We start from the raw sequence: 16,371 nt of genomic DNA on the forward strand, positions 1-16,371 counted from the left end.
CGTGTCTTCATCCCAAATACTCAGACTCTCCCGCAAACTGGAATTGACGGCGGAACAGGAACGGGATTTTCTGGACGCCATGCAGGCCGGGAACCGTTCCAGAAGCGCGCTGGTCATTACACCGAAGGCTCCGGAAGGCTACCAGCCGCCCCTGCCGGCAAAAAACACGCCGCAGGAGTGGGGGCATTCCTTCATTCTGGAGCTCCCGCCGGGAGAGACAGAAACCAAACCCGGCTCCCTGCCGGATTACGAATGCGGCTATTACTATCCGCTGGATCTCTCGTCCGTCTGGGAAACGGCCCCTCTGGCGCATCTTCCGTTTCGTCCGGGACGCTGCCTGGACATGTGCGCGGCGCCGGGAGGAAAAAGCATTCTGGCGCAAACGCGGGTATCTCCTCAGGAGCATGTTTCCAATGAGGTGCATCCGAAGCGCCTGGGCATTCTACGCCACAACCTGCTTCGCTGCGGCTTCACCAATCTGTACACCCAGCGCCTGCGCCCGGACCAGTGGGCGGAACTGGCCCCAGGGTGTTTTGACCTCATTCTGGCGGATGCCCCGTGCAGCGGGCAGTCCCTGCTGGCTAAAGGCATTCCCAACCCCGGCTGTTTCAATTCCTCCGTCACCGGAGGCAACGCCAAGCGGCAGCGGGGCATTTTGCTGGCCGCCCTCCGGTGTCTGGCTCCCGGCGGCTTCCTGCTGTACACTACATGCACCTACGCTCCGGAGGAAAATGAACGCAATGTCCTGTACCTGCTGAAGCGCCATCCGGACCTGCACACCGTAACCGTGCCGGAGCTGGAGCATTTCCGTTCCTCCCTGACGCAGGAAGCCTGCTACCGGCTCATGCCCTTTCACGGAGCAGGAGCGGGCGGTTTCACCTGTCTGCTGCGCAAGGAGGGAGGCCATCCGCTCCCACTTTCCCTGCCGGATGAATTGAAGGCATGGCCCATTCATGCCATGAATTGCTGAAAAAAGATGAAGATAGGCATTTTTTCCGACTTGCACAACCGCACAGACCATCTGGAGCCAGCCATGCACCGGATGCGCCTGCTGGGTTGCGGACATTTCATCTTCCTGGGCGACTGCACCACGCCGGAGAGTTTCCGGCGCCTGATTGAACTGACGGAGGACTTTCCTCTGGATGCCGTTCCGGGCAACAATGACTATGATGTGGAAACCATGCGGCGGATGGCCGCCAGTTCCCCAGCGGCGCGCCTGCATCCGGAACATGCCCTTATCACCCGGTACGGCATGAAACTTTCCCTCTCCCATTACCCAAAATACGCCTTGCGGGAAGCGCGCAGCGGAAACGCAGACGCCGCCCTGTACGGCCATACCCACCAGGCCGTCAGCGAAAGATGCGGCGGCTGCCTGCTGGCCAATCCCGGAGAACTCCAGGGCAGGACCGGACGCATCGGTTTCGGCGTCCTGGATACGGACACCCGCATCATCAACCTGCATAACCTGGACTTTTACGCCCCATGAACACGCTGGACGTCTGCTGTGCCCTGATTGAACTGCCCGCCGCACGGGGCCCTCTTCTTCTGGGCGCCAAAAAGAAAACGGGGCAGTCCAACGGGCTTCTTTACGAATTCCCCGGCGGAAAAGTGGAACCAGGGGAGAATGCCCGGCACGCCGTCATACGGGAAATACGGGAAGAGCTGGGATGCACCGTCTTCCCCGTCCGCATGCTCACCCCCGTACGGCACCGGGAGCCTGAACGCATTATCCGCCTTATCCCCTTTCTGTGCCGTCTGGAACTTTGCGCCCTGCCCCGGCCTCTGGAACATGAAAACCTGGGGTTCTTCTCCCGCCGTACGCTGGAAGAACTGCCCTGAGCACCTGCGGACCGCCTTGTGTTAAAGGAATGGCTGGAAGAACACCGCTGAAAGCAGCATCCCTTTCAAAATCAATCGCTCCACGGGAAAGTTCCCTCCATGTCTGAAAAGATTGCAAAAACACCTTGGAACATTCCCTACCATGAGGTATATAAGGTGGTGGCTGCTGCACTCGTCATCGCCTGGCAAAGTGGCCCGGACCGATATTACAACCTAATGGGGGCAGCCCCGACGCAGGGCTGACTACGTCCTATACCGGAAAAGTCAAAACAGCGGCGGAAGTCCCCGCTCTATTGAGGCACGGGAACGTGGCTCACAGCCAGAGACGGTGCAGCGGTGTCTTTTTTCCATCACCTGAATCCAGAAAGCTCGTTCTTTCAACGTTTCTCCCCTCCTTGAGCCCGCAGGTAAGCCGGGATTCCCCTCTTGGGCAACATTACTCCTGTCGGGATTCACCGCCTTTCCCTGTTCTTCCCACCCCCGCATCACTTACAAACACGGAGAAGCCAATTCCCCAAAAGATCGAATGGGAGCACCTTCAGATATTTCGTGGCCCTCCATTCCCGCTCCTTCCGTCACTGGGCGAAAAGGAAGAAAGGAAATATTATTAGTTAATAAACAGCAACTGTTAATAAACATAATAATCCCTTAGACATTTCCGGAAATCATGATAGGATCACGCTCCGTTGCGGAAAAGTTTTTAACATCCGTGCAACTTTTTCATTATTGCGAAGTATAATATAGTCGTGAAGGGATTCATCAAACTCATCATCGTCATTGCCGTTCTCGGAGGCATCTGGTTTGCCTGGGAACAGTGGAAAGGAAATGAAGCCATCCAGGTGGACTACCAGACAGAACCTCTTGAAAAAGGAGACCTGATGATCACCATCGAAGCAACCGGCGTCACGGAGCCTGATGAACTGGTAGATGTAGGCGCCCAGGTCAGCGGAATCATCATGGAGTTCGGCAAGGACATGAACGGCAAGGTAGTGGATTATTCCAGCCCTGTAAAAGCCGGTCAGATGCTCGCGGAAATCGACAAGCTTCCCGTGCAACTGGACGTTCAGAGGGCGGAAGCCTCCAAAGCGCAGGCCATTGCCGGAATCGCCCGCTCCAAGGCGGACATCCAGCAGGCCAAAGCCAAGCACCAGCAGGCCAGACTGGACCGGGAACGCGCGGAAAAGCTGGGGCCGGGGGATGCCCTGTCCAAATCCAGCTACGACCAGTATATTGCGGATGAAGAAACCGCCCGCGCCAACGTAGCCGTGGCGGAAGCCTCCCTGCAGGAAGCGGAAGCATCCCTGAAACAGGCGGAAGCCGCGCTGAAAAAGGAAATGCGCAATCTGGAATACACTACCATCAAGTCCCCCGTGGACGGCGTCGTGGTCAAACGCCTGGTCAACATAGGCCAAACAGTGGTTTCCAGCATGAGCGCCTCCAGCCTGTTTTACATCGCCACAGACCTTTCCAAGCTGAAAATTTGGGCCGCTGTGAACGAGGCGGACATCGGCAGCATCCGCAAGGGGCAGGAGGTGCTGTTCACCGTGGACGCTTTCGCCGGCCGCAAATTCAAGGGAACGGTGGACAAGATACGGCTGGACGCAACCATGACGTCCAATGTGGTCACTTACATCGTGGACATTGATGTACCCAATCCGGACAAGCTTCTTATCCCCTATCTGACGGCAAATGTCCAATTCGTGGTAGAGGACATACGAAACGCCTTCCTCGTTTCCAATGCGGCCCTCCGCTTCCGCCCGGAAACAGAACTGGTCAGCGCTGAACAAAAAGCGGCCTTTGACCGGATGCAGCCGGAGCTGGCCGCCCCCGTCCGGGACGGACAAAAGAAAAAAGCCGTGGTCTGGGAATTGCGGGACAATCTTCTTTATCCCCACCTGGTCACCAAAGGGGAAAGCAACGGCATGCTGACAGCCATTGCGGGAGAAACGCTCCGGGAAGGAATGGAAATCGTCTCTACGGCCCAGATACTGAACCGCTCCGACAGTTCGGGGGACGGTTCTTCCGCCTCCGCCGGCGGGGAAAACCCGTTCGCGCCCAAAATGCCCCCACGCCGCAAGCCTAGCACAGGCAATACAAAAACGCCAGCCTCGGCTGGAAATGACGGCCCTCCCCCGCCTCCCTGACCCGGGGAACCGCCATCATTCGACCTCTTAATTACTCTTTTTCACCGCATCAAGCATTCCAACAAACGTGATCCGCTTACGTGACATAACCAAGGTGTACCACTTGGGAGAAATAGACCTTCAAGTGCTCAAGGGCATCACCCTGGATATCAACGGGGGGGAATTCGTCTCCCTCACAGGAGCTTCCGGTTCAGGAAAATCCACCCTGATGAATATCCTGGGCTGTCTGGACCGCCCTACCTCAGGCCATTACTATATTGCCGGGGAAGATGTTGCCAAATTCAACGCCGCAGAACGAGCCACTCTCCGGAACAAGCGCATCGGATTCGTCTTCCAGAACTTTAACCTGCTCTCCCGTACCACAGCCCTGGAAAACGTGATGATGCCTGCCGTATATGCCCACCCTGCCCTCAGCATGAAAGCCATGCGCGAACGTTCCGTGGAATTGCTGAATTTGGTAGGCCTTTCCGACCGCATGGACCACACCCCGGCCCAGCTTTCCGGCGGACAGCAGCAGCGCGTAGCCATTGCCCGTTCCCTCATCAACAACCCCAGCATCCTGCTGGCGGACGAACCAACGGGAAACCTGGACTCCACTACCTCCAAGGAAGTGCTGCACATGTTCAAGGACCTGAACCGCCAACAGGGAATCACAGTCATCCTGGTGACGCACGACCCCAAAATAGCCGCCTTCACGGACAGGGCCATCAACATGGCGGACGGTCTTATCTGCGAAGGGATTTCCGATATGCTTAGCAAGGACGACGTATGAAATTCCTTCCTCTCCTTAAAACCTGCATCAGGGCCCTGGTGCGTAATCCCATGCGCGCAGCCCTCACCATCCTGGGCATCATCATCGGCATTGCCGCAGTAATCGCCATGGTGGAAATCGGCCAGGGATCTACGCTCCAGATTAAAAATACCATCGCTTCCATGGGGGCGGACACGCTGAATATCCGCCCTGGAGCCATCTCCAAAAGCGGCGTCAATACCGGCGCGGGCGGACGGGCCTCCCTGACCAACGCGGACTGCGAAGCCATTGCGAAAGACTGCCCCATGGTTCTGCGGGCTACCCCCGTGGTGCGCGCCAGCGGCCAGGTCATTTACGGCAACAAGAACTGGAGCCCGGAAACTGTAGAGGGAGGTTCCGTGGAATACCTGAAAATCAAAAGCTGGTATGACATGGCGCGAGGCCAGCCCTTCTCCGAGGAAGATGTGGAACAGGCCAGGCGCGTGTGCGTCATCGGCCAGACGGTGGCCAAGGAACTTTTCGGGGACGAAGACCCGCTGGGCAAGGATATCCGCATCAAGAATGTCATGTTCAAAGTCATCGGCATCCTTCAGAAAAAAGGGGCCAACATGATGGGACGCGACCAGGACGACTCCATCATCCTCCCATGGACAAGCATCCGCTACCGCCTCCAGGGCCTGGGCGGCGGTTCCACCACCACTTCCACCGGCAACAGCACCACCACCTTCAACCGGGCAGATAAATACACTGCCAGTTCCGTGGATTACTACACGGAAACTACGGACCAGCCCTATACGGACGCTCCCCATCCGCGGCGCTTCAACAATATTGATTCCATCATGGCTCAGATTTCAGACCCGGAACGCTCCTCCGAGGCCATTGACCAGATTACGGAAGTGATCCGCGCCAAACACAACCTCAAGGACGGCCAGCTGGACGATTTCCGGGTATGGGACATGGCGGAAATGTCCCGTGCCATGAGCAGCACCACGGAAGTGATGACCAATCTGCTGATGATCGTGGCCATGATCTCTCTGGTCGTCGGCGGCGTCGGCATCATGAATATCATGCTCGTTTCCGTCACGGAACGAACCAAGGAAATTGGCCTGCGCATGGCGGTGGGCGCCCGTCCGCAGGATATTATGCGCCAGTTCCTGCTGGAAGCGGTGCTGCTCTGCGTGGTGGGCGGCGCGCTGGGCATCATGCTCGGCAAGGCGATCTCCATCATCGTCAGCCGCACCATGAACTGGGCCACAGCCTCCTCCCCGGAAGCCATGGCTCTGGCTGTAGGCGTCTCCGTATTCATCGGCCTGGCCTTCGGATGGTACCCCTCCTGGAAGGCGTCCAAGATGGACCCCATTGATGCCCTTCGCCACGAATAACACCTTACTTTTTATTTTTCCATGTCATCCACGTTCAAACATCTCCCCCTTCTGGCCGCCTGTTTCCTTGGCTCCTGCATGGTAGGCCCGGATTTCCGGACGCCGACCAATGACCTCCCCGCCACGTGGGAGGCGAACAGGCCCCCCCACAGTTCGGACAAAGATTTGCGTTCCTGGTGGAATATCTTTGGAGACCCCCAACTCAACCGCCTGGTCTCCACCTCCCTCAACAACAATCCGGACATGAAGGTGGCTTTGCTCCGCATCCGGGAGGCCAGGGAAAAACTCCGCGTCTCCCAGGCATCCCTGCTTCCCTCCGCAGACGCCAGCGCCGGGTGGAGCCTGTCCCCGGACAGAGGTTTTCGCAGCTCCACTTCCCAGAACTTCTCCCTGGGAGCGTCCACCTCCTGGGAGCTGGACCTCTTTGGCGGCAACCGGCGTTCCATCGAGGCCTCCCGCGCCTCCCTCATGTCCACGGAAGCTTCCGCAGGAGCCGTGCGCACAGCCCTGCTGGCGGACGTCGCTACGGCCTACTTTGACTGGATTACCGCCTGCGAACAGCTCCGCATCGCCAGGGAACAACTGGAAATCCAACGCAGCACCCTCACCATTGCGGAAAAACGCTACAAAACGGAATTCGCCCCCCGTCTGGATGTGGAGCAGGCCACCTCCACCGTCGCCTCCACGGAAAGCCGCATCCCGCAACTGGAAGCACAGGTGGCCTCCTCTAAAAACCAGCTCGCCGTGCTGCTGGGAACATACAATTCCCGTGTAGAACTGACGCTGCCCAAAGCTTCCGTCTTTGAGAAAACGCCCACCGTTCCGGTAGGCCTCCCCTCCGAACTCCTGCGGCGCAGGCCCGACGTTATCGCCGCTGAGGCGGACCTGCACGCGGCCGTGGCCAACGTGGGCGTAGCCGTAGCGGATCTGTACCCGCGCTTCAGCCTGACGGGCTCCCTTTCCAGCCGCGGCGGAGATTTCGGCCAGCTCTTCAGGGAAAACAACAACGCGTGGTCCCTGGGAGGGAACCTGCTCCAGCCCCTGTTCCGGGGCGGAGCCCTGAGAGCCACGGTACGCGCCCAGAAAGCCGCAGCGGAACAAGCTGCGGAAACTTACCGCAAAACGCTCATTACCGCCGTCTCCGAGGTGGAGGACGCCCTGATCGCCTATGGCAGCTATACCTCCCAGATGCAATACCTGCACAAGGAAAACAACGCCAACAGAGAAGCGTTCCAGCTCTCCCGCACCCTGTACATCAACGGCGAGACGGACTTCCTGAACGTGATCACCGCCCAGCGTTCCTGGCTCAGCTCGGAGGAATCCCTGGTCACCATGAAGCAGAACATCCGCAAGGCCGTGGTGCAGCTCGCGCGCGCCCTGGGCGGAGGGTGGTAACCAGCAGCTGACTCCAAAGGCCGGGTTCAGCATCCCCGGCAAACGGAACCCTGATTTTTCAACAGGGGACAGGGCAGCAAGGGAATGACTGAAGAATCATTCTTTGTACCCCCCACGTTCAGATTAAAAAAGGCCGCAAGAATAGGAACGAATAAACTATCCGGAAACTTCCGATGGGATTGAACAGATAGCCAGGTCTCAGGTTAAGAACACTCTCCAGCCACTTCTTTCATGACTGCGCTGATAAGGTTTCGGGTCTTCACGCCGGGCAGCACGTTCAAGTCCATGCGGTTCATCGCGTAGCCGAAGGAAAGGCCGTGGGCTGGATCCGCAAAGGCATGGGAACCGCCCGCCCCGGCATGACCGAAGCCGCCGGAGCCGAACAGATGGCGCAGCTTGCGGCCCGTGGCGGGGTCTGCGGGATCGTGCATGAAGCCGCAGGAAAAGGCGGTGGGCGTTTTCAGCGTCAGGTCCGGCCCGTCAATGACGACGTTCCGCATCCAGCCGCGCACGTCGGACGGGAATACCCGGAGTTCATCCAGCCCTAGGCAGGCCTGGTAGAACTGCGCCATGCCGCGGGCGGAAGCCACGCCGCCAAAGGCCGGAACTCCGGACACCCACGCTTCCGGCGTGTTCATCTGCCGCACACTGTTCAGCCCTATCAGAGTATTGAACGCACGGTTTACGGGCGTGCCCTTGTTCATGTATTCCAGATAAAACGGCGTACCCATGTTGGACATGTCCATCTTGCCGGGATACAGCGTCGCCACGCGGTTCCATTCGGATTCCGGCAACCCGATGTAAAAATCCAGATTCAACGGTTTGCGGATGTATTCCTCCCAGTAGCGCCACAGGCGTTCCCCGGTCAGCCGCAGCATGAGTTCATCAAGCATCACTCCGTAAGTATGCGGATGGTAGCCGTGTTCCGGCGGCTGCCACGCCGGAACGGTTTCCTCCAGGGCGCGCACGCAATCCTCATGGTCAAACACGCTTGCCGTCCGGGAGAAAGCTGCCAAACCGCATTGATGGGACATCATCTGCGCGATGGATGCATAGGGCAGCGGGAATTCAGGCCACAGTTCCCCCATGCTCATCTGCGGCGAGGCTCCCTGCTGGTGCAGGGCCAGCAGAAGGGCGGCGGATGCGGCTCCCTTGGTGGCGGAGTAAACGGGCACCAGCGAATGTTCCGTCCATGGACGCGTTTTATCCGCTGCGGCAAACCCGGAATGCAGGGAAACGATTTCCCTTCCCTCCTTCCAGACAGAAACGGAAGCGCCCAATTCTCCGTAGTTACGGAAGTTTTCCTGAAAAGCTTCAGTTATCTGCCGGTACTCATTCATTCCCTTAAAATGACCCGGCGTTACTCCCGGCGTCCGGACAGGAAAATACTCCCCTCCGGCTCCGAAAGCAAGCTCCGGCGCTGCCCTGGATGGTCAGCGCCGGAACAGGACAATCTGTAAAACATCAGTCTTTCGTATGGGCGGCCAGGTATTTCCTGGCTCCCACTTCATCCGGATCCTCCTTCAGATCATTCAGGGAGAATTTAATACGGAATAATCTCATGATGAACACATAAGAACATGGAATCAGAAAAGCGCCCACCAGTGTAGCCACCCCCATGCCAATCACCACAACCGTACCGATAGCGTTGCGCGCCAGAGCCCCGGAACCGGAGGAAAGCATCAGGGGGATGCATCCCAGAACGAATGCCAGAGAAGTCATCAGAATGGGACGCAGGCGCAGACGCGCGGCAGCCAGCGTAGCCTCCATCAGGCCCTTGCCGCGCTGCATCTCCAGATTGGCGAATTCCACGATGAGGATGGCGTTCTTGGCCGCCAGACCCACCAGCATCACCAGACCGATCTGCGCTTAGAGCGTCAGCTCCATGCCCTGCCAGAACAACCCGGCATAGGCCCCCAGCACGGCAATGGGAACCGTGAGGAAAACCGCCAGGGGAAGAGACCATTTCTCATAAAGCGCCACCAGGATAAGGAAGGCGAAAACGGCGGACATGGTGAAGATGGCCCCCAGCCCAATACTGTTGCGCACTTTATTTTCCTGGAAACTCATGTCCTGGTAGTCGAAGCCAACCTTCGTGGGATCCATCGTCTGATGGAACACTTCCTTCAGCGCATCCATCACCTGCTGGGTGGAGTGGCCGGGCCGGGGCATCACGTTCAATTTGGCGGCGTTGTAGATGTTATGGTGCATCACGAATTCCGTATCCTCTATCTCTCTGATGTTCACCAGGGCGGAGAGAGGCACGCGGGCTCCGTCCGCGTTCGTGACAAAGAAGCCGTCCATCTTCTCCAGGCTGGCGCGGTCTTCGCCCTGCGCCTGGATATACACCTGCCACTGCTGGCCGAAGGCATTGAAGTAATTGATGAAGGAGGAACCGTTGTAGGAGGCCAAAATGCCGTTGGCCACGTCAATATCCACCTTGTGGAATTTGCATTTTTCCTTGTCCAGGTTCACGTACTTCTGCGGCATGTCCGCCATCATCATGTCTATGCACAAGGCTATTTCCGGACGCCGGGAAGCCGCTTCCTGGAACCGTTGCACCTGTTCATGCAGATAAGCTACGCCCTGCCCTTCCAGATCCTCCAGTACCATCGTAACCCCGTTGGCGGTTCCCACGCCGGGGATGGCGGGAGGTTCCAGCACCATCGCCATGCCGTCCAGGCCGGCCTGGGCCAGCTTTCCCTGAAGCTTTCCGGCCAGCTCCGCGGAGGTTTCCGGCCGTTCGCTCCAGTCCTTGAGCTCAATGTAGGCAATGCAGGCGCCGGGAGTCTGCACGCTGTTGAGGATGTTGAGCCCCACCACGGTAGTAAGGTTCTTCACGGCGGGATCCTGGAGGACCGCCTCAAATTTTTTGTCCTGTTCATAGGCAACCTGCAGGGAGGTATTCGGCTTCAGGATCAGGCAGGCCAGCAGAAAGCCCTGGTCTTCATCCGGAAGAAAGCCGCCGGGAACGCGCTCCGCCACAGGAGCTACCGCCCCCCAGAATAACAACAGGAGGGGGATGGAAATCGCCAGCTTGCGGGCCAGGCTTCCGCACATGCGGGTATAGCCGTTGGAGACACGTCCGTAACACCAGTTGAACAAACGGTGAAATGGGGAAAAGAGGCTCTTCCTGCCCGCATTCCGGGGTTTCAGCAACAGGGCGCACAAGGCAGGGGAAAGCGTCAGCGCATTAAAGGCGGAAATGAGCATGGAAATGGCGATGGTCACGGCGAACTGCTTGAACAGCGTTCCCGTGATGCCCTCCAGCAGCAGGGAAGGCAGGAACACCGCCGCCAGTACCAGGGCAATGGCGATGACGGGGCCGGATACCTCCTGCATGGCGGCGAAGGAAGCCATGCGCGGATTGAGCCCCTTGTCTATGTGCTCCTGCACGGCTTCCACCACCACAATGGCGTCATCCACAACCAGGCCGATGGCCAGCACCATGCCAAGAAGGGAAATGGTGTTCAGAGAAAACCCCAGGACGGGAAAGAGGCAGAACGTGGAAATAAGGGAAACCGGAACGGCGATGAGTGGAATGAGGGTGGCGCGCCAGTTTTGAAGGAAAACATACACGACCAGGGCCACCAGGATGACGGCTTCCATGAACGTGTGCTTGATTTCATCAATGGAATAGCGCACCGCCGTAGTCGTATCCAGGGAAACGCGCCCGGTAATTCCTTCCGGCATCAGCGGAGCCTTGGCTTCCAGCAGTTTTTCCACGCGGTCCGCCGTAGCGATGGCGTTGGAACCCGGAGACTGGAAGATAACGATAGCTGCAGAAACTTCTCCGTTCAGGCGGCCGGTGGCGGAATAGTCTTCAGCTCCCAGTTCCACCTTGGCAATATCTTTCAGGTACAGGATTTCATCCCCATTCTGGCGAATGATGATGTCTTCAAATTCATGGGGCTCCGAAAGACGCCCCTGAGTGCGCACGGTAATGGTCTGCTCCTGGCCGTCCGGCACGGGGTCCGCCCCGATCTTGCCGCCGGGGTTGGTGGTGTTCTGGGCGGAGATGGCGCCCCGCACTTCATTGACGGAAACGCCGTAATGGGTCATTTTGGACGTATCCAGCCAGATGCGGATGGCATAACGCCCCGCGCCGTACACCTGAACTTCCCCCACGCCCTCCACGCGCTTAAGTTCATCCACCAGCTTCACCTGGGCATAGTTCGCCAAATCCACGGAATTATAACTGCCGTCCGGGGATGTCAGGGAATAAATCATCAGCGGAAGCCCCGGCTGCTGCTTGATGGTCACGCCCGTGCTCTGAACTTCCTGCGGAAGCTGGGAGGAGGCCTGCCCATAGCGCATATTGGTCAGCACCTGGTCAATATCCGTATCGGAACCCGGTTCAAAAATGACGGAAAGGTTATACACGCCGTTGTTGGAGGAAACGGACGTCATGTAGTCCATGCCCTGCACGCCGGAAATCTGGCGTTCCAGGGGAGTGCCCACGGAATCCGCCACCGCCTGCGCGCTGGCCCCAGGAAACATGGCCTGAAGCTGGATGGTGCGCGGCGTGATTTCCGGATACTGGGAAATAGGCAGGTTGAACATGCAGACCAGCCCCAGCAGCGTGGTCACAATGGCAATCACGGCTGCGATTGCGGGATGCTTGATGAAAAACGCACTCATGGCTTATTTGGCAGTTACGGAAGGAGTGGTGGAAACAGGGGCGGTATAGATGAAGGGAACGGGGACAACCGTCCCGAACCCTTCCGTGGCTCCATGTTCCCGCATCAGGCTGTTCGCCTTGGAATACTGGGCGGCCATCATTCCGCCTTCCACGATGACGGGAGCATCCGCCGGCTTTCCGTATCCTATTTCCTTCAGAGATTCCGGAATGGGCTTGACCGTTCCCGTTACTATCTGCATCAGCATGGGGGCCGTTCCGCCCTTGCCGTCAGGCATGTCAAGAACTACGGTTTCCCCCGGCTGCACGTCAATGCGGCGCGGCATCCCGTCCGGAGCCACCACCATGATGTTGCGGTGGTTCATGGAAGAAAGCAGGGCGCGGGCGGGAACCAGCAAGGCATCCTTCTCCGTACCCGTCACGGCGCGCACGCGCACCGCCATTCCGGAACGCAGTTTCAGATCCGGATTGGGAATATGGCCGATGAAATTGACGGTGCCCGTCGAACGGCTCACCTCGCTGTCCACGGAAACCACCTTCCCCTTCTTTTCAAAGACGGAGCCGTCTTCCAGAATCAATTCAAAATCCGGCATGTCTCCCATGCGCCCGGTTTTCACATTCACGGTTCCATCCATCAGGCGGCTGAGAACCTGTTTTCCCGTCACGGAAAAATCCACCCGGATGGGGTCGATGGAAGACATGGTAGTGAGCGGCGAGCCGCTGGCGGAAATCAGTTCCCCCACGCTGGCCGTCGCCTTGGAAGCCAGTCCCCGGAACGGCGCGCGTACTTTGGTGCGGTCAAGATTGATCCGGGCGTTTTCCAGGGAGGCTTCCGCCTGCTTGATGCCCGCTTCCGCCTGTTCCAGAGCGGCCTGCATCTCCTTAAGGTTCTGTTGCGCGTCCGTCAGGTTCTTGACGGAAATAGCCCCCGTCCTGATCAGTTTGTCATAGCGGTCCAAATCCTTCTGCACCCTGTCCAGAGAAGCTTCCGCCTGAAGTTTGACGGCACGAGCCGTAGCCAGGTTGGCCGCCTCCCTGTCCACGGCGGCCTGATAGGTAGCCGGGTCAATTTCAAAAAGCAGTTCTCCCTTGTCGCAAATGGAGCCGTCCCAGTAAACCTGGCGTATCAGCGTTCCGGAAACTTGCGGCCTGATGTCCGCCTGCTCCACCCCGCGCAAATGGCCGAACCAGGAAGATTTCAACTCCACCGTTCTCTGCTCCATATTCATCACGGAAACCTTGAGCGGAGGCATTTCCCTCCGGTTTGCAGCATCCGCGGCGCCGTTGTCTTCCCGGCACCCTGCCAGCCCGCACAGGACCGCTATCAGTATATAGTGTGCTTTCATGTTGTTGGTTAACAATATTATTGAAGCATGCTTCATATTTTTCCAAACCCGTTCCCCGGAAAAAAGCACGGGCTTTTATTATTTGAGATTGTCGTACATGCGCCGGAGCAGATCCCTCAGCATGCTGCGGCTTTCCTCCGGCACCCCGTCCAGCAGCGTATTTTCAATCACTCCTATCTGCTGACAGATGGCCTCATGAACGCCCCGGCTCATATCCGTCAGGTACACATTCTTCAGCCGTCCGTCTTCACTGTCAAAAGCCGTGGTTACCCAGCCCTTCTGTTCCAGCCTCTGGACAATTCCCTTGGCCGTGGTATGGGAGACACCCAAATGCCGCTCTATGTCCCTCTGGGAGACGTTTTCTCCGTCACGGGACATCAGGTAAGCCAGCACCCGGCCCTGGGAGGCCGTAACACGCTCCAGAGTCAAGCCGCGCGTAAGCATCATATCCACGCGGTCCGTAATCATTTTCATCAAAAACGAAATCGTAAAAGGGTCGGCCATAAAACAATGAAGCATGCTTCAAAAATGTACCGATAGGTACTCTTTATCCGGATGCAAGTCAAGCGGAATCAGAATGACAGAGCGCGGGAAAAACACGTTGACCTCACCAGTAAAAATAAATCAAATCCGTTCTTTATCAATAAATTGAAAAAACAAATCATCAATAATCCGAATACCTTCGCATTTCTTTTCCGCATCATCCGGCGTTTCCCGGCAAACATACCCCTTCCAGCCACAGGAAACCAATGCTCCGCGCAGGGATAAAGAAAAAAAATAGGGACCTACATACTTGACTAACCATATTATTTTAAAATATTTTCGTCATCCCCTTATCATCTGAAGGTGAATAACTTAGACAAAAACGCTGACTAGGTATTCTAGTCAGCGTTTTTCATAATATATTTGTAATAAATAAATTACCTCTTATCAAATGTACCCTTTGCAGGTAATTCCTTTCCCATATTCTCTTTCATCGTTCCTTCAGCAGCAACATTACTACCATTAAACGTCAAATTAAGATGAAACCCTACCCAATTTGACTCAATTTGCAGGGTTCCTACATTAGTTCCAGTTTTTTCAAAAACATAACTTCCTGTAATTGTTCTGGTTGTCTCATGGTCATTGGCATCATATTCGACTGCGCCAAACGTAACGGTTCCAGTACTGAAAACAAAATCCTTTGCCTCCAATTCCCAACCATCACCTTCTTGATAGTCTACATACATGCCTCCCGTAAGAGTTTTTCCTTCCAGTGTCAATGGAGCTTCTGAATTGCTTCCATCTCCATTGGATGATGAATTGCTGCATGAGGTAAGCAAAGCCAGGGATGCCAAGACTGTTCCAAGTAATAATGTCTTCATAGTTCTATCTCGTTTTGAGGATTCCCAGATTTGGGAACTCATCCGCATAGTACGAGATATAAGCTGATTGTAAACCTAAAAATATCCCGATTCGGGTTATTTTGGCTTCTAGGTTATCCTGCTTAAATGCTCAGAAAGAGGGACAATGTCCAAGAAGAAAAATTGCGTTTATTCCTTAGGATGAAGCGTAAAAAAATGGGATTGTCTCAAGTAGAACTTTCCGAGATGTGTAATCTTCCTCAGTCATTCGTTTCCAAATATGAGACAGGAGAACGGTATTTGACCTTTTTGGAAGTGTTATCTCTTTGTAAATTGCTCAATATTAATATATTTGATTTGATCAAGGAACTAGAGTCTTAACTTTTGGGAATTGGTTTTCCCCAAATTTCTTAGAAGACTACAAGTTGACTCTTGACTTCTCAAGAAAATTATTCAATTATATGCAAATGGAACCAGAAAATGTACATCCTAGAGATTTCACAAATCATAGAGTCTTATACAATAATAAAGATTTTTCTATAGCGATAGGGAATTGGGACGACGATGAAAGCAATTCACGTGTCGGAATGAGATGGAATGAAGCATACAATGGTATTGGCTATCCAAGCGCGTTCGGTCATCCCAAATGGTTTATTGTAGAAAACAATGTTGCACTTCCTCTATTGGTTTGGCTTCTTGGGAAAAGTGGAGAAGAGAATGATTCTATTATAAAAGAAGCTATAAAACAAATTATCTCTCAGAAGAAATGACCACATATTTGATAACATTTAGGATTACAACAAGAGATGGTTCTTCTAATTCCTATCAACAACGGAGAAAAGAATTTGATGATCTATTAGCGTCTTATGCTCCTAAAAAATTTCCGCTAGAAACCGATAATAATTCTTCTACTTCAACATATATAATTCACGAAGATGAACCAGATTTAGGAGAAATATCAATACAATGTATTGAAGAAATTCCTGATCTAATTGATTCTGTGAAAAATTTTTTTGAAAAATATCGTTCTGAATTTGAAGATTCATTTATTTTATTAAAAATTGATTCCTCAAATATGGTAGTTCATTCTATGAGAATGGACGAAGGTAATGATATTAGTGATGGACCGGGGATAAATTGTCTAGATTAATATCATCTTTTTTAATATATTTGCCATTTACAGTGTCATAAATGATACTTTTGTGTCTCCATTTTTCCTTTTTGTCTATAATTATTTTTATATTTAATAATTTTGAGATAAAAAATAGGAATTTTATTTTCCATAATGGATTGTAACTCATTTGTTCTATTTCAATTAATATTGGATCAGTAACAAAAAATCCATTTTCTGAAATCCATCGATCTCTTTCTTTGTTATAATAATGTAATCTTTTTTCCATAAAATTACTTATCCTTTATTTTTAAAAGTCACTTCACCAATTCACAATACATCATTCTCTTACCAACCATTTTGGTAATCGTATCTCCTATACATTCCATTACTTCAATCTTGGAGGTATTATGCCTATAGG

General features: G+C 54.6%; 14 protein-coding genes and 1 pseudogene. 10 read left to right on the forward strand and 5 right to left on the reverse strand.

What is annotated here, in order from left to right; translation table 11 throughout:
- Position 1: 1 nt before the first annotated feature.
- The 7 genes from BHW66_RS04370 to BHW66_RS04400 all read left to right on the forward strand — a co-directional run bounded on the left by BHW66_RS04370 (position 2) and on the right by BHW66_RS04400 (position 7,511).
- Positions 2-970, forward strand: coding sequence for an RsmB/NOP family class I SAM-dependent RNA methyltransferase (locus BHW66_RS04370; RefSeq protein WP_146023949.1), 969 nt, complete (start codon positions 2-4; stop codon positions 968-970).
- A gap of 6 nt (positions 971-976) precedes the next feature.
- Positions 977-1,486: a metallophosphoesterase family protein gene (locus BHW66_RS04375; protein WP_012419159.1), complete on the forward strand. Its 510-nt coding sequence runs from the start codon at positions 977-979 to the stop codon at positions 1,484-1,486.
- Positions 1,483-1,839: an NUDIX domain-containing protein gene (locus BHW66_RS04380; RefSeq protein WP_102758782.1), complete on the forward strand. Its 357-nt coding sequence runs from the start codon at positions 1,483-1,485 to the stop codon at positions 1,837-1,839. The genes BHW66_RS04375 and BHW66_RS04380 overlap by 4 nt, the downstream gene beginning before the upstream one ends.
- A 746-nt stretch (positions 1,840-2,585) precedes the next feature.
- Positions 2,586-3,983 carry an efflux RND transporter periplasmic adaptor subunit gene (locus tag BHW66_RS04385; protein ID WP_102733918.1) on the forward strand — a complete coding sequence of 466 codons (1,398 nt, stop codon included), beginning with the start codon at positions 2,586-2,588 and terminating at the stop codon, positions 3,981-3,983.
- A gap of 67 nt (positions 3,984-4,050) precedes the next feature.
- On the forward strand, positions 4,051-4,755 hold the full coding sequence (locus tag BHW66_RS04390; protein ID WP_046436001.1) for an ABC transporter ATP-binding protein: 705 nt from the start codon (positions 4,051-4,053) through the stop codon (positions 4,753-4,755).
- Positions 4,752-6,116, forward strand: coding sequence for an ABC transporter permease (locus BHW66_RS04395; RefSeq protein WP_012419164.1), 1,365 nt, complete (start codon positions 4,752-4,754; stop codon positions 6,114-6,116). Before BHW66_RS04390 ends, BHW66_RS04395 begins: the two co-directional genes overlap by 4 nt.
- A 21-nt stretch (positions 6,117-6,137) precedes the next feature.
- Entirely contained in the window at positions 6,138-7,511 is a 1,374-nt protein-coding gene (locus BHW66_RS04400; RefSeq protein WP_012419165.1) for an efflux transporter outer membrane subunit, read from the forward strand.
- Positions 7,512-7,714: 203 nt separating this feature from the next.
- Here BHW66_RS04400 and BHW66_RS04405 read toward each other — a convergent pair whose 3' ends face one another.
- From BHW66_RS04405 to BHW66_RS04425, 5 genes and pseudogenes are all read right to left on the reverse strand, one after another.
- On the reverse strand, positions 7,715-8,851 hold the full coding sequence (locus tag BHW66_RS04405) for a serine hydrolase domain-containing protein (RefSeq protein ID WP_102733920.1): 1,137 nt from the start codon (positions 8,849-8,851) through the stop codon (positions 7,715-7,717).
- 124 nt (positions 8,852-8,975) lie between these two features.
- Positions 8,976-12,152 (reverse strand): annotated as a pseudogene (locus BHW66_RS04410) (efflux RND transporter permease subunit).
- 3 nt (positions 12,153-12,155) lie between these two features.
- Positions 12,156-13,496: an efflux RND transporter periplasmic adaptor subunit gene (locus BHW66_RS04415; RefSeq protein WP_180975850.1), complete on the reverse strand. Its 1,341-nt coding sequence runs from the start codon at positions 13,494-13,496 to the stop codon at positions 12,156-12,158.
- 78 nt (positions 13,497-13,574) lie between these two features.
- Complete coding sequence (locus tag BHW66_RS04420) at positions 13,575-14,000, reverse strand: MarR family winged helix-turn-helix transcriptional regulator (protein ID WP_065529489.1); 426 nt, start codon at positions 13,998-14,000, stop codon at positions 13,575-13,577.
- A 416-nt stretch (positions 14,001-14,416) separates the two neighbouring features.
- Complete coding sequence (locus BHW66_RS04425) at positions 14,417-14,860, reverse strand: hypothetical protein (protein WP_128153384.1); 444 nt, start codon at positions 14,858-14,860, stop codon at positions 14,417-14,419.
- Between the two features lie 126 nt (positions 14,861-14,986).
- Between BHW66_RS04425 and BHW66_RS12780 the strand changes: the two genes are divergently transcribed.
- From BHW66_RS12780 to BHW66_RS04435, 3 genes are all read left to right on the forward strand, one after another.
- The gene (locus BHW66_RS12780; RefSeq protein ID WP_046435991.1) at positions 14,987-15,220 is read left to right on the forward strand and encodes a helix-turn-helix transcriptional regulator; all 234 of its coding nucleotides are present in this window, start codon (positions 14,987-14,989) and stop codon (positions 15,218-15,220) included.
- Between the two features lie 80 nt (positions 15,221-15,300).
- Positions 15,301-15,609, forward strand: a complete 309-nt coding sequence (locus BHW66_RS04430) for a hypothetical protein (protein ID WP_046435989.1) — start codon at positions 15,301-15,303, stop codon at positions 15,607-15,609.
- On the forward strand, positions 15,606-15,989 hold the full coding sequence (locus BHW66_RS04435) for a hypothetical protein (protein WP_128153385.1): 384 nt from the start codon (positions 15,606-15,608) through the stop codon (positions 15,987-15,989). Before BHW66_RS04430 ends, BHW66_RS04435 begins: the two co-directional genes overlap by 4 nt.
- Positions 15,990-16,371: the final 382 nt, after the last annotated feature.

Origin of the sequence: Akkermansia sp. 54_46 (assembly GCF_001917295.1) — a bacterium.
Taxonomy (GTDB): Bacteria; Verrucomicrobiota; Verrucomicrobiia; order Verrucomicrobiales; family Akkermansiaceae; genus Akkermansia; species Akkermansia muciniphila.